Below are 23,035 nucleotides of genomic sequence, written 5' to 3' on the forward strand. Positions count from 1 at the left end.
GCTGCCCGCATACTCGTGCACCTTTCCATGCCCGCACGCAGCCGCCCGAGGAGGGAGCAGATGGCCCTGACCATGACGGTGATCGTCGCTCCCGGCCCGCCGCCCGCGCTCGACCTGTACGGCCCTCTCACCCCCCGGGCCCTGGAGGAGGCGCTCGCCGCGCTGCCGCCGTGCGCCCCGACGCTGCGGCGGCACACCGAGACCCACCACACCCTGCAGCTTCCGCCGCCGCCGTATCCCGCCGGCTCCCTCGCGGACCTGCTGGCAGGGCACCCGCTCGGGGGCGCTGCGTACGGGGCACCCGCCGGCCCGCTCGACGAAGCCGGCGCCACCGCGCCCGAACCCGTGCAGGCCGCGGCCGGCCGAGCCCTTGCGGCGCCGGTGCAGGGCCCGGTCTTCGACCCCCGACGCGCCCCCGAACGTCCCGAACGGCAGCCGCACGGGCAGACGTCCGGACCGGGCGGATCCGTGGCCGAGGCGTCCGCGGTCCCCGTCCCCGCCGCCCCGCTCCAGCGGGACGTCCTGCTCGACGCGCTGGCGCGCCCCGGCACCGGGCTGCACGTCGGCCAGCTGCACTGGCGGTGGCAAGGGCCCCTGGACACCGAGCGGTTCACCGCGGCCTGGCAGTCCCTCGCCGACCGCGAGGCGGTGCTGCGCGCCGCCCTCGCCCGGCCCGTGCGGGACGCCGGCCCGCAGATCGTCGTACATCCGCATGCCGTCCCGGAGGTCCGGCGCCACGAACACGGCTCCACCGACTGGTACGCCCTGCTGGCCACCGAGCGCGCCCGCCCCTTCGACCTGCGCCACCCCGGGCCGCTGCGCATCGCCCTGCTGGACGGACCGCAGGCCACGGACGGCGCCGACCCCTCCACCCGGGTCCTGATCACCTATCACCAGGCGCTGCTGGACCGACGCAGCATCCGCATCCTGCTCGCCGCGTTCTACCGCGCCTACCTCGCCGACGGCCGGGTGCCCGGAGGGCAGCGCCGGCCCGACGTACGCGACCACCTGCACTGGCTGTCCGACCAGGACCTGGGGGCCGCCCGCGCGTTCTGGTCGCAGGCCGCGCCGCCGCCCGATGCCGCGACGCTTCCCGCCCGGCCGGCGGCCCGGACCACCGGCCAGCTGGGCCACGGCCGGACCCGGCAGGTCCTCACCGCCTTCGAGGCCGTCCGACTGCGGGACTGGGCCGCCCTGTGGGGTGCCACCGAGAGCACCGCACTGCACGCCGCCTGGGCGCTCCAGCTCTACCGGCCGGCCGCCGACCTCGACGCGACACCGCGCTCCGTCGCCTTCGCCGTCACCGTCTCGGGGCGCGGCATCCTCCTCGAAGGCGTGGAAGGGCTGCCGGCCCCGCTGCGCAACCCGCTGCCCGTGCACCTCGTCGTCGACCCGGCCGTCACCGTGCCCCGGCTGCTGGCCGAGCTGACCGGTCAGGCACTGGACGCCGCGGCCTACGAGTGGGTCTCGGCCGGGCAGATCCAGGCCTGGGCGGATGCCCCGTCCGCCGGGCGGGTCACTGAAACCCTCATCGTCTTCGAGCCTCCGGTCGACGCGGGCGGGATTCGGCCCGGTTCCCCCGTCCACCGCGAAGCCGCGCAGCGCGAGGAGCTCGCCGCCGGGGGCGTCCGGGTGGACCCGCCCGAGGCCGTCGGCCCGCTCACCGGCGTGCCCTTCACCCTCACCGCCCACCACGAGGCGGACGGCTCCCTGGTGCTGACTGCCGTACACGACCGCACCCGGCTCTCCGACGACGCGGCCGCGCTGATCCTTTCCCAGACCGCCGGGCTGCTGCGCGAACTCCCCTTCCTCGCCGACGCGTCCACCACCGTCGCGGAGGCACTCGGCCTGCTCTCCGGAGCCCGGGTGCCGCCGGTGACCATCCGGCCGTCCGGCACCCTGCGCATGCTGCGCGAGGGCGCCCACCCGGGAGCCGGCACGATCTGCCTGGTCCCGCCGTCCGGTGCGCCGAAGGACTGCTATGACCGGGTCGCCGGCCTGCACCCCGGGCCGGAGGCACTGGCCACCCTGTCCGCGCCCGCCGACGCCGCCGACTTCCTGACCGCCCTGCGCCCCGTGCTCGCGACCGGGGAGCCCCTCGTACTGGGCGGCTTCTCGGGGGCGGGTGCCCTCGCCTGCGAGATTGCCGAGCGGATCGCCGCACACGGCTGGTACCCGCCCCTCGTCGCGGTCGCCGGATCCCCCGACGGCCGCCCGGACTCCGCCGACTCCCTCACCCGGGCGCTCACCTCCGCGACCGCAAGGCGCGGATGAGCCGCTGACCTGCGGATCCGTCCTGTTCGCCGTTCAGTGGCACACCTTCTGACGTCAGTGGCCTTCCACCGCCGCTCAGCCGTGCGCCCAGCGGCCCCTACCAACCTGGAGCACCATGTCACGCCGCCTGTTCACCTCGGAATCCGTCACCGAGGGTCACCCCGACAAGATCGCTGACCAGATCAGCGACACGATCCTCGACGCGCTGCTGCGTGAGGACCCGACCTCCCGCGTCGCCGTCGAGACCCTCATCACCACCGGTCTCGTCCACATCGCCGGTGAGGTGACGACGAAGGCCTACGCGCCGATCGCGCAGCTCGTCCGCGACAAGATCCTCGAGATCGGCTACGACTCCTCCGCCAAGGGCTTCGACGGAGCCTCGTGCGGTGTCTCCATCTCCATCGGCGCGCAGTCCCCGGACATCGCGCAGGGCGTCGACACCGCGTACGAGAAGCGGGTCGAAGGCGAGAAGGAGGACGAGCTCGACCAGCAGGGCGCCGGCGACCAGGGCCTCATGTTCGGCTACGCCTCCGACGAGACCCCCGAGCTCATGCCGCTCCCGATCCACATCGCGCACCGGCTCTCGCGCCGCCTGTCCGAGGTCCGCAAGAACGGGACCATCCCGTACCTGCGCCCCGACGGCAAGACCCAGGTCACCATCGAGTACGACGGCGACAAGGCCGTCCGCCTCGACACGGTCGTCGTCTCCTCGCAGCACGCCTCCGACATCGACCTCGAGGGCCTGCTCACCCCCGACATCCGCGAGCACGTCGTCGAGTACGTCCTGGCCCAGCTGGCCGAGGACGGCATCAAGCTCGACACCGGGGGCTACCGCCTCCTGGTCAACCCGACCGGCCGCTTCGAGATCGGCGGCCCGATGGGCGACGCCGGCCTGACCGGCCGCAAGATCATCATCGACACGTACGGCGGCATGGCCCGCCACGGCGGCGGCGCCTTCTCCGGCAAGGACCCGTCCAAGGTCGACCGCTCCGCCGCGTACGCGATGCGCTGGGTCGCCAAGAACGTGGTCGCCGCCGGCCTCGCCTCGCGCTGCGAGGTCCAGGTCGCGTACGCCATCGGCAAGGCCGAGCCCGTCGGGCTCTTCGTCGAGACCTTCGGCACCCACACCGTCGCCGCCGAGCTCATCGAGAGCGCCATCGCCGAGGTCTTCGACCTCCGCCCGGCCGCCATCATCCGCGACCTGGACCTGCTGCGCCCGATCTACGCCCAGACCGCCGCCTACGGCCACTTCGGCCGCGAGCTCCCGGACTTCACCTGGGAGCACACCGACCGCGCCGATCAGCTCAAGGCAGCGGTCGCTCGCTGACCCCACCTGAAGACCGCCACCCACGCCGCCCCCGCCGACAGCGGGACACCGGCCGCACTCCCGATCAGGAGACCACGTGCGTATCGCGGTGACTGGATCCATCGCAACGGATCACCTCATGGCCTTCCCGGGCCGGTTCGTCGACCAGCTGCTCCCCGACCAGCTGGAACACGTCTCGCTGTCCTTCCTCGTGGACTCCCTCGAGGTGCGGCGGGGCGGGGTGGCGGCGAACATCGCCTACGGGCTCGGCGGGCTGGGCCTCGCCCCGGTCCTCGCCGGGGCGGTGGGCGTGGACTTCCACGAGTACGAGGTCTGGCTCAAGGACCACGGGGTCGACACCAGTGGGGTGTACGTCTCCGGCACCTGCCAGACCGCCCGCTTCATGTGCATGACCGACCAGGACGCCAACCAGATCGCGTCCTTCTACGCCGGGGCCATGACGGAGGCGGTCGAGATCGACCTGCGGTCCCTCGCCGGCCCGGGTGACGCTCCCGTCGACCTGGTGCTGGTGTCGCCCAACGACCCCGCCGCGATGGTCCGCCACACCCGCCAGTGCCGGCAACTGGGCATCGAGTTCGCCGCCGACCCCTCCCAGCAGCTCGCCCGCCTCGACGGCGACGAGGTGCGGGAGCTGGTGACGGGTGCACGCTGGCTGTTCACCAACGCGTACGAGTCCGCGCTGCTGCGCGAGCGCACCGGCTGGGACGAGCAGGACATCCTCGACCGGGTCGGCACCTGGGTGACCACCCTGGGAGCCGACGGCGTCCGGATCCAGAGCAAGGGCGAGCCCGCGCTGACCGTGCCGGCCGTCCCCGGCGTCCGCACCGAGGACCCGACGGGCGTCGGCGACGCCTTCCGGTCCGGCTTCCTCGCCGCCGTCAGCTGGCAGCTCCCGCTGGAGACGGCCGCACAGCTGGGCTGCGCGATGGCGGCCCTGGTCCTCCAGACCGTGGGCCCGCAGGACTACGAGGCCGACGGCGCGGGGCTGCTGGAGACGGTCGCATCGGTGTACGGACCCGCATCGGCCCGGCTGCTGGGCCCGGCACTGAGGAAGCTGACGTGAGCCAGACCAGGGCCGATGCCCTCCGAGAGGCGCTCGCGACCCGCGTGGTCGTCGCCGACGGAGCCATGGGAACGATGCTCCAGGCGCAGGACCCTTCGATGGAGGACTTCCAGCAGCTGGAGGGCTGCAACGAGGTCCTCAACGTCACCCGCCCCGACATCGTGCGCACGGTGCACGACGCGTACTTCGCGGTGGGCGTGGACTGCGTCGAGACCAACACCTTCGGTGCGAACTTCGCGGCACTCGCCGAGTACGACATCCCCGAACGCAATTTCGAGCTGTCGGAGTCCGGCGCCCGGATCGCCCGCGAGGTCGCCGACGAGTACACCGCGAAGAGCGGGCAGCAGCGCTGGGTCCTCGGCTCCATGGGCCCCGGCACCAAGCTGCCCACCCTCGGACACATCGACTACGCGACGATCCGCGACGCCTACCAGGTCAACGCCGAGGGCCTGATCTCCGGCGGGGCCGACGCCCTGCTCGTGGAGACCACCCAGGACCTCCTGCAGACCAAGTCCTCGATCATCGGCGCCCGGCGCGCGATGGAGGCGCTCGGCGTCTCCGTCCCGCTGATCTGCTCCGTGACCGTCGAGACCACCGGCACCATGCTGCTGGGCTCCGAGATCGGCGCCGCGCTCACCGCGCTGGAGCCGCTCGGCATCGACATGATCGGCCTGAACTGCGCCACCGGCCCCGCCGAGATGAGCGAGCACCTGCGCTACCTGGCGCGGCACTCGCGCATCCCGCTCTCCTGCATGCCGAACGCCGGCCTGCCCGTCCTCGGCAAGAACGGCGCCCACTACCCGCTGTCCGCCCCGGAGCTCGCCGACGCCCAGGAGACCTTCGTCCGCGAGTACGGGCTCTCCCTCGTCGGCGGCTGCTGCGGTACGACCCCGGAGCACCTGCGCCAGGTCGTCGAGCGGGTCCGCGCCCTGAGCCCGGCCGTCCGCGAGCCCCGGCCGGAGCCCGGCGCGTCCTCCCTCTACCAGACGGTCCCGTTCCGCCAGGACACCGCGTACATGGCGATCGGCGAGCGGACGAACGCGAACGGGTCGAAGAAGTTCCGCGAGGCCATGCTCGAGGCCCGCTGGGACGACTGCGTCGAGATGGCCCGCGACCAGATCCGCGAGGGCGCGCACATGCTCGACCTCTGCGTGGACTACGTGGGCCGCGACGGCGTCGCCGACATGAAGGAGCTCGCCGGCCGGTTCGCGACGGCCTCGACGCTGCCGATCGTCCTGGACTCCACCGAGGTTCCCGTTCTCCAGGCCGGCCTGGAGAAGCTCGGCGGCCGCGCCGTCATCAACTCCGTCAACTACGAGGACGGCGACGGCCCGGAGTCCCGTTTCGCCAAGGTCACCCGGCTGGCCCAGGAGCACGGCGCCGCGCTGATCGCGCTCACCATCGACGAGGAGGGCCAGGCCCGCACCGCCGAGCACAAGGTCGCCATCGCCGAACGGCTGATCGACGACCTGACCGGCAACTGGGGCATCAACGAGTCGGACATCCTCATCGACACCCTGACCTTCACGATCTGCACCGGTCAGGAGGAGTCCCGGGGCGACGGCACCGCCACGATCGAGGCGATCCGCGAGCTCAAGCGCCGCCACCCCGACGTCCAGACCACGCTCGGCCTGTCGAACATCTCCTTCGGCCTGAACCCGGCCGCCCGCGTGCTGCTGAACTCGGTCTTCCTCGACGAGTGCGTCAAGGCGGGCCTGGACTCGGCGATCGTCCACGCATCGAAGATCCTGCCCATCGCCCGGTTCGACGACGAGCAGGTCGGCACCGCCCTCGACCTGATCTACGACCGCCGCGCCGAGGGCTACGACCCGCTGCAGAAGCTGATGGCCCTCTTCGAGGGCGTCAACACCAAGTCGCTGAAGGCCGGCCGCGCAGAGGAGCTCATGGCGCTGCCCCTCGACGAGCGGCTCCAGCGCCGGATCATCGACGGTGAGAAGAACGGCCTGGAGGCCGACCTCGACGAGGCCCTGCAGACCCGTCCGGCCCTGGACATCGTCAACGACACCCTGCTGGAGGGCATGAAGGTCGTCGGTGAACTGTTCGGCTCCGGCCAGATGCAGCTGCCGTTCGTCCTGCAGTCCGCCGAGGTCATGAAGACGGCGGTCGCCTTCCTCGAACCGCACATGGAGAAGACCGACGACGAGGGCAAGGGCACCATCGTCCTCGCCACCGTCCGCGGAGACGTCCACGACATCGGCAAGAACCTCGTCGACATCATCCTCACCAACAACGGGTACAACGTCGTCAACATCGGCATCAAGCAGCCGGTCTCCGCGATCCTGGAGGCCGCGCAGGAGCACAAGGCCGACGTCATCGGCATGTCCGGCCTGCTCGTGAAGTCGACCGTGATCATGAAGGAGAACCTGGAGGAGCTCAACCAGCGCAAGCTGGCGGCCGACTACCCGGTCATCCTCGGCGGTGCCGCCCTGACCCGCGCCTACGTCGAACAGGACCTCCACGAGATCTACGAGGGCGAAGTCCGCTACGCCCGCGACGCCTTCGAAGGCCTGCGCCTCATGGACGCCCTGATGGGGGTCAAGCGCGGAGTACCCGGAGCCGAGCTCCCGCCCCTGAAGCAGCGCCGCGTGCCCAAGCGGGACACACCTCTCCTGGTGGCGGAACCCGAGGAGGGCGGCCGTTCCGACGTCGCCGTCGACAACCCGGTCCCGGTCCCGCCGTTCTGGGGCACCCGCGTCGTCAAGGGCATCCCGCTCAAGGACTACTCCTCCTGGCTGGACGAGGGCGCCCTGTTCAAGGGCCAGTGGGGCCTGAAGGACGCCGAGACGATCGAAACCGACGGTCGGCCCCGGCTGCGCGCCTGGCTCGACCGGCTGCACACCGACGGGCTGCTCGAAGCGGCCGTCGTGCACGGCTACTTCCCGTGCGTGTCCAAGGGCGAGGACCTGATCATCCTCGACGAGTTCGGCGGAGAGCGGACCCGCTTCACCTTCCCGCGCCAGCGCCGCGGCCGCCGCCTGTGCCTCGCCGACTTCTTCCGCCCGGAGGAGTCCGGCGAGACCGACGTGGTCGGCCTCCAAGTGGTCACCGTCGGAAGCCGCATCGGGGAGGAGACGGCCCGGCTCTTCGCCGCCGACGCCTACCGGGAGTACATGGAACTGCACGGCCTCTCCGTTCAGCTGGCCGAGGCCCTCGCCGAGTACTGGCACGCCCGCGTCCGTGGCGAACTGGGCATCGCCGGGTCCGACCCGGCCTCCATGGACGGCATGTTCCGCACCGAGTACCAAGGCTGCCGCTACTCCCTCGGCTACCCCGCCTGCCCCGACCTGGAGGACCGCGCCAAGATCGCCGACCTCCTCCGGCCGGAACGGATCGGCGTCCACCTCTCCGAGGAGTTCCAGCTCCACCCGGAGCAGTCCACCGACGCGCTCGTCATCCACCATCCCGCGGCCACGTACTTCAACGCACGCTGACACCGGAAGGAACGATCCCTTGGCAGCCGTCGTCGCAGAACGCCCGACCCTCGTCCGCCTCAAGCCCGCCACGCGCCCCGGCGTGCGCGAGCTGCTGGCCACCGGCCGGCGCTCGTACTCGTTCGAGTTCTTCCCTCCCAAGACCGAGGCGGGCGAGCGCACCCTGTGGAACGCGATCCGCCGGATCGAGGCGTTCGCCCCCTCGTTCGTGTCCGTCACCTACGGGGCCGGCGGCTCCTCCCGCGACCGCACCGTCGAGGTCACCAAGAAGATCGCGGCCGAGACGACCCTGCGCCCGGTCGCGCACCTGACGGCGGTCGGCCACTCCCGGGCCGAGCTGCGCCACATCATCGGGCAGTACGCAGACGCCGGGATCCGGGACGTCCTCGCCCTGCGCGGGGACCCGCCGGGCGACCCGAAGGGCGCCTGGACCCCGCATCCGCAGGGCTTCGCGCACGCCCACGAGCTGGTCAGCATGATCCGGCAGCTGGGCGACTTCAGCGTGGGCGTGGCCGCGTTCCCCGAACGGCACCCCCGCTCCCCCGGATGGACCGACGACATCCGCCACTTCGCCGCCAAGTGCAAGGCGGGCGCGGACTACGCGATCACGCAGATGTTCTTCCACGTCAATGACTACCTGCGGCTGCGTGACCGGCTGGCCGCGGTGGGCTGCCTGACCCCGATCATTCCCGAGATCATGCCGGCGACCGACTTCCGTCAGATCCAGCGTTTCGCCGCACTGAGCAACGCCCGCTTCCCGGCCGCTCTGGCCGGCCGTCTGGAGGCCGCGCAGGACGACCCGGCCGACGGACACCGGGTGGGCGTCGAGTACGCGACCGCGATGGCCGAACGCCTGCTGGCTGAAGGGGCCCCCGGCCTCCACTACATCACCCTCAACCGCTCCACCGCGACGCTCGAGATCCACCAGAACCTGGGCGTCTAGGGGTGTCTGACGGAGGTCCGCGGCGTCCCCACAGACCTCCGTCAGACACCCCCTAGCCCTCCATCCACCAACGGAGTCACCATGACCAGCAAGACCCCTGCCGATTTCACCGACTTCAAGGTCGCCGACATCGGCCTCGCGGAATTCGGCCGCAAGGAGATCACCCTGGCCGAGCACGAGATGCCCGGCCTGATGTCGATCCGCCGGGAGTACGCCGAGGCCCAGCCGCTGGCCGGCGCCCGTATCACCGGCTCCCTGCACATGACCGTGCAGACGGCCGTCCTGATCGAGACCCTGGTCGCCCTCGGTGCGGAGGTCCGCTGGGTCTCCTGCAACATCTTCTCCACGCAGGACCACGCGGCCGCCGCCATCGCCGCCGCCGGCGTCCCCGTCTTCGCCTGGAAGGGCGAGACGCTGGAGGAGTACTGGTGGTGCACGGAGCAGGCGCTGACCTGGCCCGGTGCCGACGGCCCCAACATGATCCTGGACGACGGCGGGGACGCCACCCTCCTGGTCCACAAGGGTGTCGAGTACCAGAAGGCCGGTTCCGTCCCGGACCCGTCCACCGCCGAGAACGAGGAACTGGCCGTCGTCCTAGGCCTGCTGCAGCGCAGCGGCATCGACTGGGTCAAGCTCGCGTCCGAGATCCGCGGTGTCACCGAGGAGACCACCACGGGTGTCCACCGCCTGTACGAGATGATGTCCGAGGGCGCGCTGCTGTTCCCGGCGATCAACGTGAACGACGCCGTGACGAAGTCGAAGTTCGACAACAAGTACGGCTGCCGCCACTCGCTCATCGACGGCATCAACCGCGCCACCGACGTCCTCATCGGCGGCAAGGTCGCGGTCGTGTTCGGCTACGGCGACGTCGGCAAGGGCTGCGCCGAGTCGCTGCGCGGCCAGGGTGCGCGCGTCATCGTCACCGAGATCGACCCGATCTGCGCGCTGCAGGCGGCGATGGACGGATTCCAGGTCGCGACGCTGGATGACGTCGTCGAGACGGCGGACATCTTCATCACGACCACGGGCAACAAGGACATCATCATGGCCTCGGACATGGACAAGATGAAGCACCAGGCGATCGTGGGCAACATCGGCCACTTCGACAACGAGATCGACATGGCCGGCCTGGCCAAGATCGAGGGCATCGTCAAGGACGAGGTCAAGCCGCAGGTCCACACCTGGAAGTTCCCCGACGGCAAGGTCCTGATCGTGCTCTCCGAGGGCCGTCTGCTGAACCTGGGCAACGCGACCGGCCACCCGTCGTTCGTGATGTCGAACTCGTTCGCGGACCAGACCCTGGCGCAGATCGAGCTCTTCACCAAGCCGCAGGAGTACCCGACCGACGTCTACGTGCTGCCCAAGCACCTCGACGAGAAGGTCGCCCGCCTCCACCTCGACGCCCTCGGCGTCAAGCTCACCACGCTCCGCCCCGAGCAGGCCGACTACATCGGCGTCAAGATCGAGGGCCCGTACAAGCCGGACCACTACCGCTACTGACCGCTCCTCGCGGCGGACACCCGCATTCGAGCCGGGCTTGAGGGCCCGGTTCGATGCTGGGATGTCTGAAATGGGCCGCCTGAGAACGCCGAGGAGAGTCAGTTGGAGAGTCTGCGAGAGTGCGCCACCGAACTCGCGGCGATACGGGCCCTGGCGGTCGCCGGGCCCGGCGAACGGGAGACGGCGGCGCAGCACGCCAAGGGCAAACTGACGGCTCGCGAGCGGATCGGACTACTCTTCGACGACGGCTCGTTCTGCGAGGTCGAAGGACTGCGCAGGCACCGTGCGACCGGCTTCGGCCTGGAGGACAAGAAGCCCTACACCGACGGCGTCGTGACGGGCTGGGGCCGGGTCCACGGCCGCACGGTCTTCGCCTACGCGCACGACTTCCGCATCTTCGGCGGCGCGCTCGGCGAGGCGCACGCCGAGAAGATCCACAAGCTGATGGACCTGGCGGAGGCCGCGGGCGCCCCGATCGTGGGCCTGTGCGACGGCGCCGGCGCCCGCATCCAGGAAGGGGTGACGGCGCTCGCCGGATACGGCGGCATCTTCCGCCGCAACGTCCGCAACTCGGGTGTGATCCCGCAGATCTCGGTGATCCTGGGACCGTGCGCCGGCGGCGCCGCGTACTCGCCGGCGCTGACGGACTTCGTCTTCATGGTCCGCGGCACCTCACAGATGTTCATCACGGGCCCGGACGTGGTCCAGGCCGTCACCGGCGAAGCGGTGACCATGGAACACCTCGGCGGCGCGGACAGCCACGGGGCCGTGTCCGGCGTCGCCTCGTTCGTCCACGACGACGAACGCAGCTGCCTGGAGGACGTCCGGCACCTGCTGTCCCTGCTGCCGTCCAACAACCGCGAACTGGCCCCGGCCGGCGACCTCGAGGACCCGGCGGACCGCCGCAACGACGCGCTGCTGGACCTGGTCCCGTCCCGTCCGACGCAGGGCTACGACATCCGCGACGTCATCGAGGAGATCGTCGACCACGGCGACTACTTCGAGGTCCACGGCCAGTGGGCGCAGAACGTCGTGTGCGCGCTGGCGCGACTCGGCGGCCGCCTCGTGGGCCTGGTGGCGAACCAGCCCGCGCACCTGGCCGGCGTCCTGGACATCGAGGCCTCGGAGAAGGCCGCGCGGTTCGTGCAGTTCTGCGACGCGTTCTCCATCCCGCTGGTCACCCTGATCGACGTGCCGGGTTTCCTGCCGGGCGTGGACCAGGAACACCAGGGGATCATCCGCCACGGTGCGAAGCTCCTGTACGCCTACTGCAACGCCACGGTGCCGCGGATCAGCCTGGTCCTGCGCAAGGCGTACGGCGGTGCGTACATCGTGATGGACTCGCGGTCGATCGGCGCGGACGTCGCGCTGGCCTGGCCGTCGAACGAGATCGCGGTCATGGGCGCGGAGGGTGCGGCGAACGTCATCTTCCGCCGGGAGATCGCCGCCTCCGCAGATCCGGAGGCGACCCGGGCGCAGAAGATCAAGGAGTACCAGTCGGAGCTGATGCATCCGTACTACGCGGCGGAGCGCGGCCTGGTGGACGATGTCGTCGACCCGGCCGAAACCCGGTCCCGGCTGATCGCCACGCTCGGGATGCTGCACGCCAAGAACGCGCCGCAGCCCAGCCGCAAGCACGGGAACCTCCCCATGTAGGACGGGGAGGGAATCCGGCGGGCACAAAACCGGGGAGCCGGGACGGGGATCACCCGTCCCGGCTCCTTCGTTTCCGCGCCCGCACCCGGCGCATCACGCCCGGCGTGCGCGGCCGCGGCCGTTCCCGGGCCGCCGGTGGACCGCAGGGCCGCCACAGTGCTGCTGCCCCGCGGCGTCCGCGCCCGGTTCGGCCCGCGGCTCGTCCGGCGCGGCGAATCCCCGCCGGGCCGCCCCGGGCCGCCGCCCTGCCCGTCCCCGGCCGCTCCAGCGAGCCTCAGGCCCGCCACCAGCGGCTCTTCCCCGCGCCCCGGCAGACTTCCCGGGAACGAGGGCAGGGGGAGGGCCGATGATGCCGAGGCCGCTGGAACTGGTGCGGCGGGACGGAGAGCTCGCCATGCTCCGCGGACTGCTGGCGGCGACCCGGCGCGGCGAGGGCGGCGCCGCCCTTGTCACCGGCAGCCCCGGCACGGGGAAGACCGCGCTGATCCGGGCCTTCGGCGACGAGGCCGCGCGAGCCGGTGCCGTCGTCCTGCACGCGTCCGCCTCCCCCGCCGAGCAGGGCCTGCCGCTCGGGGTCGCCGGTCAGCTGCTGAGCGCCGTGCCCGGATTCACCGGTCCCGAACCCGAACCCGCCGACGCCCTGCGAGCGGTACGGGACGTCCTCGTCGGGCTGTCCGCCGCCGCGCCGGTCGTCGTCGCCGTCGACGACATCGAGTACACCGACGAGCTCTCGGCACGCTGTCTGCTCTACCTGTGCGGCCGGATCGGCGCCGCCCGCATCATGCTGCTCGGCGCAGGCTCCCCCTACCCGGCACCGCATCCGGCGGGCTCCGCGCTGCCGGTCGCCGAACTCGTCCGCCATCCGCGGTGCCTGGCCGTCGCGCTGACCACCCTCGACGAGGACGCCGTCGAAGCGTTCCTGCACGCACCGTACGGCGGCGCCATGGAGCGGGCCGAGGCCCGGCGGCTCGCCCCCGCCTGGCACGGGGCCACCGGCGGCAACCCCCGGCTGCTGCACGCCCTGGCCGAGGACCGGCTCCAGTTCGGCCCGCTGCGCTCGGCCCGCCCGGTCGCCGGCACCGCCTTCAAACGGGCCGTCACCGGCTGCCTGCGCGCCGACGGGACCCGGGACACGGCCCGGGCGCTCGCCGTACTCGGCCGCTCCGCCACCCTGACCGTCGTCGCCCGGCTGCTCGGCGTCCACGAACGGGCCGTGGGACCGCTGATGGATTCGCTGGCCGACACCGGACTGCTCGCCTCCGGGCGGTTCCGGAACGAGGCGGCGCGGGCCGCCGTACTGGAGGAACTGCCGCCGCGCGAATGCGCCCGGCTGCACGGCGAGGCCGTCGCGCTGCTGCGTGCCGAGGGCGCCGGCGCCGAGACCGTCGCCCGGCACCTGGTCGCGACCGATCCGGCGGACCCGGCCTCCGCAGGACCGTGGGCCGTCGACGTCCTCGCCGAGGCCGCGGAACACGCCCTGCGGGCCGGACGGCCCAGGCCCGCCGCGGGCTTCCTCGCCGCCGCGCACGACAGGTGCCCGGACCCGGCGCGCAGGGCCGCCCTGCTCGGCTCGCTGGCCGCGGCCGAATGGGAGAGCGACCCGGCAGCAGTGGTCCGCCATCTGCCGGCGCTCGAACAGGACCTGTGCGCCGGCCGGTTCGACCCGGTGCGGGCCGGCGTTCCGCTCGGGCTGCTGCTGTGGCACGGCCGTCCCGACGCGGCCTCCCGCGCCCTGCAGACCCTCGGCGAGGCCGGAGCCGCGGAGGAGGCGGCGCGGCTGAGGGCCCCGGAGCAGTACGCCTACCCCCGACCGGGCCTGCCGCAGGACCCGGCGGTCGGGGAACGGGCCGCGCGGGCCGTGGCCTCGCGCCAGCACCCGGCGCCCGGCGTCGCGGCGGCGCTGTGCGCCCTGCTGTACCTGGGGGAGAGCGACCGGGCCGAGCAGTGGCAGGCACTGCTGCGGGAGACACAGCCGGTGCCGGGCGCCCTGGACACCCCGGCCCGCCGGGCCGTGACGGCGGCGGCCACGGCCGTGGTGCAGGCCCGGCTGGGCCGGCACGCGGAGGCTTCGGAGGCGGCGGAGCGGGCGCTGGGCCTGCTGGCGCCCGAGGCCTGGGGCGTGGCGCTGGGCATGCCGCTGTCCGCCGCGGTGCTCGCTGCCACCGGGCTCGGCGACCACGAGCGGGCGGCCCGGCTGCTGCGCACGCCGGTGCCGGAGGCGATGTTCCGCACCCGAGCGGCCGCCCACTACCTGCTCGCCCGCGGCCGGTTCCGGCTCGCCGCGGGGCAGCCGGTGGCCGCCCTCGGCGATCTGCACGCCTGCCGGGACCTGCTGGCCGGCTGGGACATCGCCCCGGGCACGGCCCTGGACTGGAGCACCCCCGCGGCGCAGGCGCGCGGGGCCGGCGCGGGCGGGGCGGCGCCGGACCCCATCGGGGTGCTCAGCCGGGCCGAACGGCGGGTGGCGGTGCTCGCGGCGCAGGGCTGCACCAACCAGCACATCGCGAGCCGGCTGTTCGTGACCGCGAGCACGGTGGAGCAGCACCTGACGAAGGTCTACCGCAAACTCCGGCTCACCTCCCGCACGGACCTGGCCGCCCTGCTCGGCCCCGTCCCGTGCGGTTGAGCGCCCGCTGAGCGGCGACCGCCGCCACCCCGGCCGGCGGGGTGTCAGGCGCGGCGTTCGTGCGTACGGAACCCCCGCTTGTTCTTGCGGCCCAGGGCACCCGCCGCGACCAGCTCGGCCAGTGCGGTGGACGGGGTCAGTTCCGGCAGCCGGAAGTCGTCGAAGAGCCGCTCCTGGATGGCGAGGGAGACGTCGAGGCCGATCGTGTCCAGCAGGGCGAACGGCCCCATCGGGTAGCCGTGGCCCTGCTCGACGGCCGCGTCCGTCGCCGCGATGTCCGTGTCGGCGTCCTCCAGCAGCGCCAGCGCGTCCCCGAGGTACGGGAACAGCAGCCGGTTGACGATGAACCCGGTGCGGTCCGGGCACTCCACGGCGGTCTTGCCCAGGTCGCGGCAGAGCTGCCGGGCCGTGGCCAGCACGTCCTCGTGCGCCTCGGGCGTGTGCACCAGCTCCACCAGCCGCATCACCGGGGCCGGGTTGAAGAAGTGCAGGCCGATCACGTCGGCGGGCCGGCCGGCCGCCCGGGCACAGGCGGCGACGGACAGGCTCGAGGTGCTGGTGGCCAGGACGGTGCCCGGGGCGCAGACCTCCCCGAGACGGCCGAACAGTGCCTGCTTCGCGTCGAGATCCTCGACGATCGCCTCCACGACCACCTCGCAGCCGCCGAGGACCGCGAGGTCCACGGAGGTCTCCAGGCGGCCGAGCGCGGCCTCCCGCTCTGCGGGAGTGATCCGGCCCCGCCGCACCCGGCGGGTCAGCGAGTCGCCGACGTTCGCCAGGGCCCGCGCGGCCTGCTCCGCGCCGCGCGCGACGAGTACGGTGGGCAGCCCGGCCACGGCCACGACCTCGGCGATGCCGCAGGCCATGGCGCCCGAGCCGACCACGCCGACCCGGGTGACGGGCCGGGGCGTGCCCGCACCGGCGTCCCGGCCGGCGGGGGCGACGACGGCGCCCTGCTCGTCGTACCGGGCGAAGCCCTCGCCGTTCTTGCGGCCCAGCAGGCCGGCCGTGACCATCCGGCTGAGCAGCGGCGAGGGTTCGAACGCACAGTCGCCGGTGCGCCGCCAGCGGGAGAGCAGCGCGGAGTGCACCGAGTCGATGCCCATGAGGTCCAGCGTTTCGAGGGGACCCCGCGGCAGTCCGCAGCCCAGCCGCATGGCGGTGTCGATATCCCCGGCGCTCGCGTAGCCCTCGTCGCAGAGGATCGCCGCCCGGTTGAGGTAGGCCAGCACCAGGTCGTCCGCGTCCGCGGCCGGACGGGCGGCGATCGCCACCGGGCGCAGTCCGAGCGCCGCGACCAGGGCGTAGAGCGCGGCCGCCGTCCCGGGCGAGGCCAGCGGGGGGCGTACCGGGGCCACGGGCCCGCCGGGGGCGGGCGGGGCGAGGAACCGCAGCCCGGCGAGGGATTCGGGGCGGCCGGAGGCGATGGCCAGCCGGGGCACCGAAAGCGTGGTGGTGGTGGTCAGCACGGGGACGTCCGGCGCGCACCGGGCGGTGATCTCGCGCAGCACCGCCGTCTTGACGTCCGCGTCCTCGGTGACGGCCTCGATCACCAGCTGTGCCCCGGACAGGGCGGCCGGGTCGCCGGTCAGGGTGACGGCGGCCCGCTGCGGGCCGCCCTGCCCCTCGCCCCGGTCGTGTGCCCGTGCCTGGGCCGCGGCCTTGAGCCGGCAGGCAGCTCGGTCCAGCGCGTCCAGGTCGGTGTCGACCGCGATGACCTCGAGCCCTGCGTCGTGCGCGAGGTGCAGCAGCGCCTCGCCGACCGTGCCCAGCCCGACGATGCCGAGCGTTCCGACGGTCGTGGGGGCGGTCTCCGTGTGCTCGGTGGTCACTGGCCGGCCTCCTCGGTACGGAACCTGTTGATGGCGTCGAGGTGCCGGGCGCGCAGCTCGTGCTTGCGCACGCCCAGGCCCTCGCCGGGGGCGAGCGCGAGCACGCCCACCTTGCCGTGGTGGTGGTTCTGGTGGACCTCGTAGGCGGCCTGGCCGGTCTCCTCCAGGGAGTAGACCTTCGAGAGCGTGGGGTGGATCTTGCCCTTGGCGATCAGGCGGTTGGCCTCCCAGGCCTCGCGGTAGTTGGCGAAGTGCGAGCCGACGATCCGCTTGAGCGACATCCACAGGTAGCGGTTGTCGAACTCGTGCCGGTACCCGGAGGTCGAGGCGCAGGTGACGATCGTTCCGCCCTTGCGGGCCACGTACACGGAGGCGCCGAAGGTCTCGCGGCCCGGGTGCTCGAAGACGATGTCCACGTCCTCGCCGCCGGTCAGCTCGCGGATGCGCGAGCCGAAGCGCTTCCATTCCCGCGGGTCCTGGGTGTGCTCGTCCTTCCAGAACCGGAAGCCTTCCGCCGTGCGGTCGATGATCGCCTCGGCGCCCATGGAGCGGCAGATGTCGGCTTTCTGCGGACTGGACACCACGCAGATCGGGTTGGCGCCGCCGGCCAGGGCCAGCTGGGTGGCGTACGAGCCGAGACCGCCGCCCGCGCCCCAGATCAGCACGTTGTCGCCCTGCTTCATCCCCGCGCCGTTGCGGGAGACGAGCTGCCGGTACGCCGTGGAGTTGACCAGGCCCGGGGAGGCGGCCTCCTCCCAGGTCAGGTGCTCGGGCTTGGGCATCAGCTGGTTCGACTTGACGAGGGCGAACTCAGCCAGGCCGCCGAAGTTGGTCTCGAAGCCCCAGATCCGCTGCTCTGGGTCGAGCATCGTGTCCCCGTGCCCGTCGGCCGACTCCAGCTCCACGGACAGGCAGTGGGCCACCACCCGGTCGCCGACCTGCCAGCGGTTCACGCCGGGGCCGGTGCGCAGGACCACGCCGCACAGGTCGGACCCGAGCACGTGGTACGGCAGGTCGTGACGCTTCGTCAGCTCGCTGAGCCGGCCGTAGCGCTCCAGGAAGCCGAAGGTCGCAAGCGGTTCGAAGATCGACGACCACACCGTGTTGTAGTTGATGGAGCTGGCCATCACCGCGATCAGGGCCTCGCCCGGCCCCGGCTCGGGGGTCGGCACGTCCTGGAGGTGCAGTGACTTGCGGGGGTCCTTGTCCGCCGTCGCCATGCCGTCGAACATGCCGGTGTCTTCCTTGCGGACCACGTTGCCGCGGTAGCTCTCCGGCAGCCGAAGGTGCCGGAAGTCACCGGGTGTCGCGTCCTCGGAGAGAAGAGCACTGATGATCTCGTCCACGTGATGTCCCTTGAAGTCGAGGAGCGCCTCAGCCAAACGTAGAAAGCTCACGCTCCGCCGGGCACCCCAGTTGCACCCCTACTCCCCGCCCGCCCGGTCAGGGGTGTGCCAGGGGATCCGGCGCAGGCCCCGCCGCCCGCAGGCTGGGGTTGGAGCTCTGCTCGGGGACGGCCGGAGAACGGCCGAAGGAGCGCCGGGTGGAGCGAGCCGAGCGAGGAGAGACAATGACGCAAGCGACCGGCGCCACCCCCTGGTTCAGGAACTTCCGGCCGGCCCCCCAAGCGCCGGTGCGGCTGTTCGCCCTGCCGCACGCGGGCGGGTCCGCCAGTTTCTTCGTCCCCATGGCCGCGGCGCTCTCGCCCGCGGTGGACGTGCACGCCGTCCAGTACCCGGGCCGCCAGGACCGCCGCACCGAACCCAACGAGACGGATCTGGCGCGGCTCGCCGACCGGATCGCCGAAGCCGTGCTCGCCCGGCAGGACGGGCGTCCGTACGCACTGTTCGGGCACAGCATGGGCGCCATGCTCGCCTTCGAGGTGGCCCGGCGCACCGAGTCGGCGGGCCCCGGCCCGGCCGCCCTGTTCGTCTCCGGCCGCCAGGCTCCCTGCCGGGACCGCGCCGACGACTGGCTGCCGCTCACCGACGAGGAGATCATCGAGGAGCTGCGGGCCCTGGATGCCACCTCTGCCGGGCTGCTCGACGACCCCGAGGTGCAGCTGATGTTCCTGCCCGCCCTGCGCGCCGACTACCAGGCCGTGCGCACCCACCACCACCGGCCGGGGCCGCCGCTGCGCACCTCCGTCACGGCACTCACCGGCGACGACGACCACATGTGCGCCCCCGCGAAGGCGGACTTCTGGCGCGAGCACACCGACGGCGACTTCGAGCTGCACGTGCTGCCGGGCGGCCACTTCTTCCTGGCCGACCGGCTCGACGAGGTCGCCGCCATCGTCACCGACCGCCTCCCGCACCCCTCAGCGGTGGCCGCGTGAGCGTCCACTCGCCGGTCCTCGGCCCCATCGGCATCCTCGGCACCGGCTCCTACCTGCCCGAGCGGATCGTGCCCAACGAGACGATCGCCGCCCGTACCGGAGTCACCCCCGCCTGGATCGAGCGCAAGACGGGCATCCGCGAACGCCGGTACGCGGCCCCGCACGAGGCCGCCTCCGACCTGGCGGCCGAGGCCGCGGTCCGGGCACTCGAGAACTCGGGCACCGCCCCCGAGGACCTCGCCTGGATCGTGGTCGCCACCTCGACCCCCGACCACTCCCAGCCCGCCACGGCCGCCCTGGTCCAGCACCGGCTCGGCGCCTACCGGGCGGCGGCCTTCGACGTGAACGCCGTGTGCAGCGGCTTCGCCGTCGCCCTGCACACCGGCGCCCGGCTGCTCGCCGCGCCCGAGGCCGACGGCCGGCGCCGGCGCGCCCTGATCATCGGGGCCGACGTCTACTCCCGCATCATCGACCCCGCCGACCGCAGGACCGCCCCGCTGTTCGGCGACGGCGCGGGGGCGGTGGTCCTCGGCCCGGTGCAGGAGGGGTACGGGCTGCTCGGTACCGGCCTGCGCACCGACGGCCGGCTGCACGACCTGATCGGGGTCACCGCGGGCGGCAGCCGGATGCCGGCCACGCCCAAGACCGTGGCCCGCGGTGACCACTGGTTCACCATGCGCGGCCGCGACGTACGGGAGTTCGTCGTACGGGAACTGCCCGGCGCGATCGCGCAGACGCTGACCGCCTTCGACGTGCACCCGGACGAGATCGCGCACTTCGTCCCCCACCAGGCCAACGGGGAGATGCTGCGTTCCCTGGCCGGATCGCTCGGCCTGACCCGGGCCGTCCTCCACCTGCCCGTCGAGCGGCACGGCAACACCGGCGCCGCCTCCATCCCGCTCGCCCTGGACCACGCCGTCCGTGCCGACGGCGGCCCGGCCGAGGGGGACCTGGTCCTGCTCGCCGGCTTCGGCGGCGGAATGACGGTGGGTACCGCTCTGATGCGCTGGGGAGGAGTGTCCGGCTGACGCCCCGTGGACGGATCTTCTAGCGGTGCTCCAGACGGAGCGGGGAGGCTCGCACCACGGAAGCCGTTCTGCGGTGCGAGCCCGCGGGCCACAGGTCCGGAGGAAAACAGTGAGGGACAATCGATGAGACGGGTGGTCATCACCGGTATCGGGGTCGTCGCCCCAGGAGGAGTGGGCACCAAGGCGTACTGGGAGCTGCTCACGGCCGGACGTACGGCCACCCGGGCCATCACCCTGTTCGACGCGTCCTCCTTCCGCTCGCGCATCGCCGCCGAGGTCGACTTCCGACCCGACGCCCACGGGTTCGGTGCCGAGGAGGCCGCCCGCCTCGACCGCGCAGCCCTCTTCGCGCTGACCGGCGCCCGAGAGGCGATCGCCGACAGCGGCGTCGCCGACGGGATCGACCCGCTGCGCACCGGTGTCAGCCTCGGCAGCGCCGTGGGCTGCACCAGCGGCCTCGACAACGAGTACGCGGCCGTCAGCGACACGGGGCGGCTCTGGAACGTGGACCACACCCGGGCCGTCTCCCACCTGTACGACTACTTCACCCCCAGCTCGCTGGCCGCCGAAGTCGCCCGCGACAGCGGCGCACAGGGGCCGGTCTCGCTCGTCTCCACCGGCTGCACCTCCGGCCTCGACGCCATCGGACACGCCGTCGACCTGGTCCGCGAGGGCACCGCCGACGTGATGGTCACCGGCGCCACCGAGGCGCCGATCTCCCCGATCACCGTGGCCTGCTTCGACGCGATCCGCGCCACCTCGACCCGCAACGACGACCCGGCGACCGCCTCGCGCCCCTTCGACCGCACCCGCAACGGGTTCGTCCTCGGCGAGGGCTCGGCCGTCCTGGTCGTCGAGGAACTGGAGAGGGCCCGCCGCCGCGGCGCCCGGATCTATGCCGAGATCTCCGGTTTCGCCAGCCGCAGCAACGCGTACCACATGACCGGACTGCGCCCCGACGGCGCCGAGATGGCCGAGGCCATCACCGCCGCGCTCGCCGAGGCCCGCCTCGACGCGTCCGCCGTCGACTACATCAGCGCCCACGGCTCGGGCACCAAGCAGAACGACAAGCACGAGACGGCGGCCTTCAAGCGGAGCCTGGGACAGCGCGCCTACGAGGTGCCCGTCAGCTCCATCAAGTCGATGATCGGGCACTCGCTTGGGGCCATCGGCGCCCTGGAAGTGGCCGCCAGCGCCCTGGCCATCGCGCACAACACCGTGCCGCCCACCGCGAACCTGCACGAGGCGGACCCGGACTGCGACCTGGACTACACCCCGCTCACGGCCCGCGAACAGCGCACCGACGCCGTGATCAGCGTCGGCAGCGGCTTCGGCGGCTTCCAGAGCGCCATGGTCCTCAACCGCCCGAGTCTGAAAGAAGCAGCATGACCGCCGCCACACTCGACCAGTCCGGCGCCGCCGTGAAGACCGCCACCGCCGTCTTCACCGGCGTCGGCGTCACCGCCCCCAACGGACTGGGCGCCCAGGCCTGGTGGGACGCCGTGCTGCGCGGCGAGAGCGGCATCCGCCCGGTGAGCCGCTTCGACGCGAGCGGCTACCCCGTACGCCTGGCCGGCGAGGTCCCCGGCTTCGTCGACGCGGACCACGTCCCCAGCCGGCTGCTGCCGCAGACCGACCGCGTCACCCGGCTCTCGCTCGCCGCCGCCAAGGAGGCCCTCGACGACGCGGGCGCCGACCCCGCGCAGCTGCCCGAGTTCGGCGCGGGCGTGGTGACCGCCTCCTCGGCGGGCGGCTTCGAGTTCGGCCAGCGCGAACTGGAAGCCCTGTGGAGCAAGGGCGGCCAGTACGTCAGCGCATACCAGTCCTTCGCCTGGTTCTACGCCGTCAACTCGGGCCAGATCTCTATCCGGCACGGGCTGCGCGGCCCCAGCGGCGTCATCGTCACCGAGGGCGCGGGCGGCCTGGACGCCGTCGCACAGGCCCGGCGCCAGCTGCGCAAGGGCGCCACCCTGATGGTCACCGGCGCCGTCGACGCCGGGATCTGCCCCTGGGGCTGGGCCGCGCACCTCGCCGACGGCGGGATGAGCCCCGTCGCGGACCCGGCCCGCGCCTATCTCCCCTTCGACGCCGACGCCTCGGGCCACATCGTGGGCGAGGGCGGTGCCCTGCTCGTCCTGGAGGACGCCGGGGCGGCCCGCGAGCGCGGCGCCCGCGTCTACGGCTCCTTCGCCGGCTACGCGGCCACCTTCGACGGCCCGGACACCCCCCGCCTCGCCGACGCCGCCCGGCTCGCGCTGGCCGACGCGGGCCTGGCCCCCGGCGACATCGACGTCGTCTTCGCCGACGCCGCGGGCGAACGCGCCGCCGACCGCGCCGAAGCCGAGGCGATCACCGCCTTGTTCGGGCCGCACGGGGTACCGGTCACCGCCCCCAAGACGATGACCGGACGCCTGCTGTCCGGCGGCGCCTCCCTCGACCTCGCGGCCGCCCTCTTCAGCCTGCGGGACCAGGTGATCCCGCCGACCACCGGCACCGCGACCCCCGCCGACGACTGCCCGATCGACCTGGTCACCGACGTCCCGCGGACCGGGACCACGCTGCGCAACGCCCTGGTGCTGGCCCGCGGACGGGGCGGCTTCAACGCCGCCGCCGTGGTCCGCGCAGCCTGATCCGGCGAGCCCCGCCTTCTTCCCCCGACACCGTGAACCGCCAAGAGGAGATCCCGATGGAGCACATGGAGCTGACCGACCTGACCCGCCTGCTGCGCGAGTGCGCCGGCGAAGACGAGGGCGTGGACCTGGACGGCGCAGACGTCCTCGACATGCTCTTCTTCGAGCTCGGCTACGACTCGCTGGCGCTCCTGCAGACCACCGGGCTCATCGAGCGCGAGTACGACATCACGCTCGACGAGGAGGCCATGGACGAGGCCGAGACCCCCCGGAAGTACCTCGAGCTCGTCAACCGGGCGCTCTCCGTCCGCGTCACCGCCTGAGCCTCCCGGCCGACGACCGGCCCACCCGCACGGCCATCAGAGA

The 23,035-nt window shown here is 72.8% G+C and carries 15 protein-coding genes; 13 read left to right on the forward strand and 2 right to left on the reverse strand.

What is annotated here, in order from left to right:
- Positions 1-60 precede the first annotated feature (60 nt).
- The 8 genes from OG299_RS40885 (at position 61) to OG299_RS40920 (ending at position 14,841) form a co-directional block, all read left to right on the forward strand.
- A complete protein-coding gene (locus tag OG299_RS40885) occupies positions 61-2,274 on the forward strand; it encodes a condensation domain-containing protein (RefSeq protein WP_327364758.1) in 2,214 nt (737 codons plus the stop codon).
- A gap of 115 nt (positions 2,275-2,389) precedes the next feature.
- Positions 2,390-3,601 carry a methionine adenosyltransferase gene (gene metK, locus OG299_RS40890; RefSeq protein WP_327364759.1) on the forward strand — a complete coding sequence of 404 codons (1,212 nt, stop codon included), beginning with the start codon at positions 2,390-2,392 and terminating at the stop codon, positions 3,599-3,601.
- A gap of 76 nt (positions 3,602-3,677) precedes the next feature.
- Positions 3,678-4,664 carry a carbohydrate kinase family protein gene (locus OG299_RS40895; RefSeq protein ID WP_327364760.1) on the forward strand — a complete coding sequence of 329 codons (987 nt, stop codon included), beginning with the start codon at positions 3,678-3,680 and terminating at the stop codon, positions 4,662-4,664.
- Positions 4,622-8,116: a methionine synthase gene (metH, locus tag OG299_RS40900; RefSeq protein ID WP_442817622.1), complete on the forward strand. Its 3,495-nt coding sequence runs from the start codon at positions 4,622-4,624 to the stop codon at positions 8,114-8,116. The genes OG299_RS40895 and metH overlap by 43 nt, the downstream gene beginning before the upstream one ends.
- 82 nt (positions 8,117-8,198) lie before the next feature.
- Positions 8,199-9,059 carry a methylenetetrahydrofolate reductase [NAD(P)H] gene (gene metF / locus OG299_RS40905; RefSeq protein ID WP_327364997.1) on the forward strand — a complete coding sequence of 287 codons (861 nt, stop codon included), beginning with the start codon at positions 8,199-8,201 and terminating at the stop codon, positions 9,057-9,059.
- Between the two features lie 81 nt (positions 9,060-9,140).
- Positions 9,141-10,559 carry an adenosylhomocysteinase gene (gene ahcY, locus OG299_RS40910; RefSeq protein ID WP_327364762.1) on the forward strand — a complete coding sequence of 473 codons (1,419 nt, stop codon included), beginning with the start codon at positions 9,141-9,143 and terminating at the stop codon, positions 10,557-10,559.
- Positions 10,560-10,661: 102 nt separating this feature from the next.
- Positions 10,662-12,215 (forward strand): acyl-CoA carboxylase subunit beta, encoded by a 1,554-nt coding sequence (locus OG299_RS40915; protein WP_327364763.1) that lies wholly within the window; start codon positions 10,662-10,664, stop codon positions 12,213-12,215.
- A 346-nt stretch (positions 12,216-12,561) separates the two neighbouring features.
- Entirely contained in the window at positions 12,562-14,841 is a 2,280-nt protein-coding gene (locus OG299_RS40920; RefSeq protein ID WP_327364764.1) for a helix-turn-helix transcriptional regulator, read from the forward strand.
- 44 nt (positions 14,842-14,885) lie between these two features.
- Here the strand turns inward: OG299_RS40920 and OG299_RS40925 are convergent, their stop codons facing one another.
- Both OG299_RS40925 and ccrA read right to left on the reverse strand, forming a co-directional pair.
- Positions 14,886-16,673 carry a 3-hydroxyacyl-CoA dehydrogenase family protein gene (locus tag OG299_RS40925; protein WP_327364765.1) on the reverse strand — a complete coding sequence of 596 codons (1,788 nt, stop codon included), beginning with the start codon at positions 16,671-16,673 and terminating at the stop codon, positions 14,886-14,888.
- Positions 16,670-18,019, reverse strand: a complete 1,350-nt coding sequence (gene ccrA, locus OG299_RS40930) for a crotonyl-CoA carboxylase/reductase (RefSeq protein ID WP_327364998.1) — start codon at positions 18,017-18,019, stop codon at positions 16,670-16,672. Before ccrA ends, OG299_RS40925 begins: the two co-directional genes overlap by 4 nt.
- A gap of 224 nt (positions 18,020-18,243) precedes the next feature.
- Here ccrA and OG299_RS40935 point away from each other — a divergent pair, with 224 nt between their 5' ends.
- The 5 genes from OG299_RS40935 to OG299_RS40955 all read left to right on the forward strand — a co-directional run bounded on the left by OG299_RS40935 (position 18,244) and on the right by OG299_RS40955 (position 22,992).
- Complete coding sequence (locus tag OG299_RS40935) at positions 18,244-19,011, forward strand: thioesterase II family protein (protein WP_327364766.1); 768 nt, start codon at positions 18,244-18,246, stop codon at positions 19,009-19,011.
- Positions 19,008-20,039: a 3-oxoacyl-ACP synthase III family protein gene (locus OG299_RS40940; protein ID WP_327364767.1), complete on the forward strand. Its 1,032-nt coding sequence runs from the start codon at positions 19,008-19,010 to the stop codon at positions 20,037-20,039. Before OG299_RS40935 ends, OG299_RS40940 begins: the two co-directional genes overlap by 4 nt.
- Positions 20,040-20,162: 123 nt before the next feature.
- Positions 20,163-21,428 carry a beta-ketoacyl-[acyl-carrier-protein] synthase family protein gene (locus OG299_RS40945; RefSeq protein ID WP_327364768.1) on the forward strand — a complete coding sequence of 422 codons (1,266 nt, stop codon included), beginning with the start codon at positions 20,163-20,165 and terminating at the stop codon, positions 21,426-21,428.
- Complete coding sequence (locus OG299_RS40950) at positions 21,425-22,669, forward strand: ketosynthase chain-length factor (RefSeq protein ID WP_327364769.1); 1,245 nt, start codon at positions 21,425-21,427, stop codon at positions 22,667-22,669. Before OG299_RS40945 ends, OG299_RS40950 begins: the two co-directional genes overlap by 4 nt.
- A gap of 56 nt (positions 22,670-22,725) precedes the next feature.
- Complete coding sequence (locus OG299_RS40955; protein WP_327364770.1) at positions 22,726-22,992, forward strand: acyl carrier protein; 267 nt, start codon at positions 22,726-22,728, stop codon at positions 22,990-22,992.
- Positions 22,993-23,035 lie beyond the last annotated feature (43 nt).

The organism is Streptomyces sp. NBC_01296 (assembly GCF_035984415.1).
Taxonomy (GTDB): Bacteria; Actinomycetota; Actinomycetes; order Streptomycetales; family Streptomycetaceae; genus Streptomyces.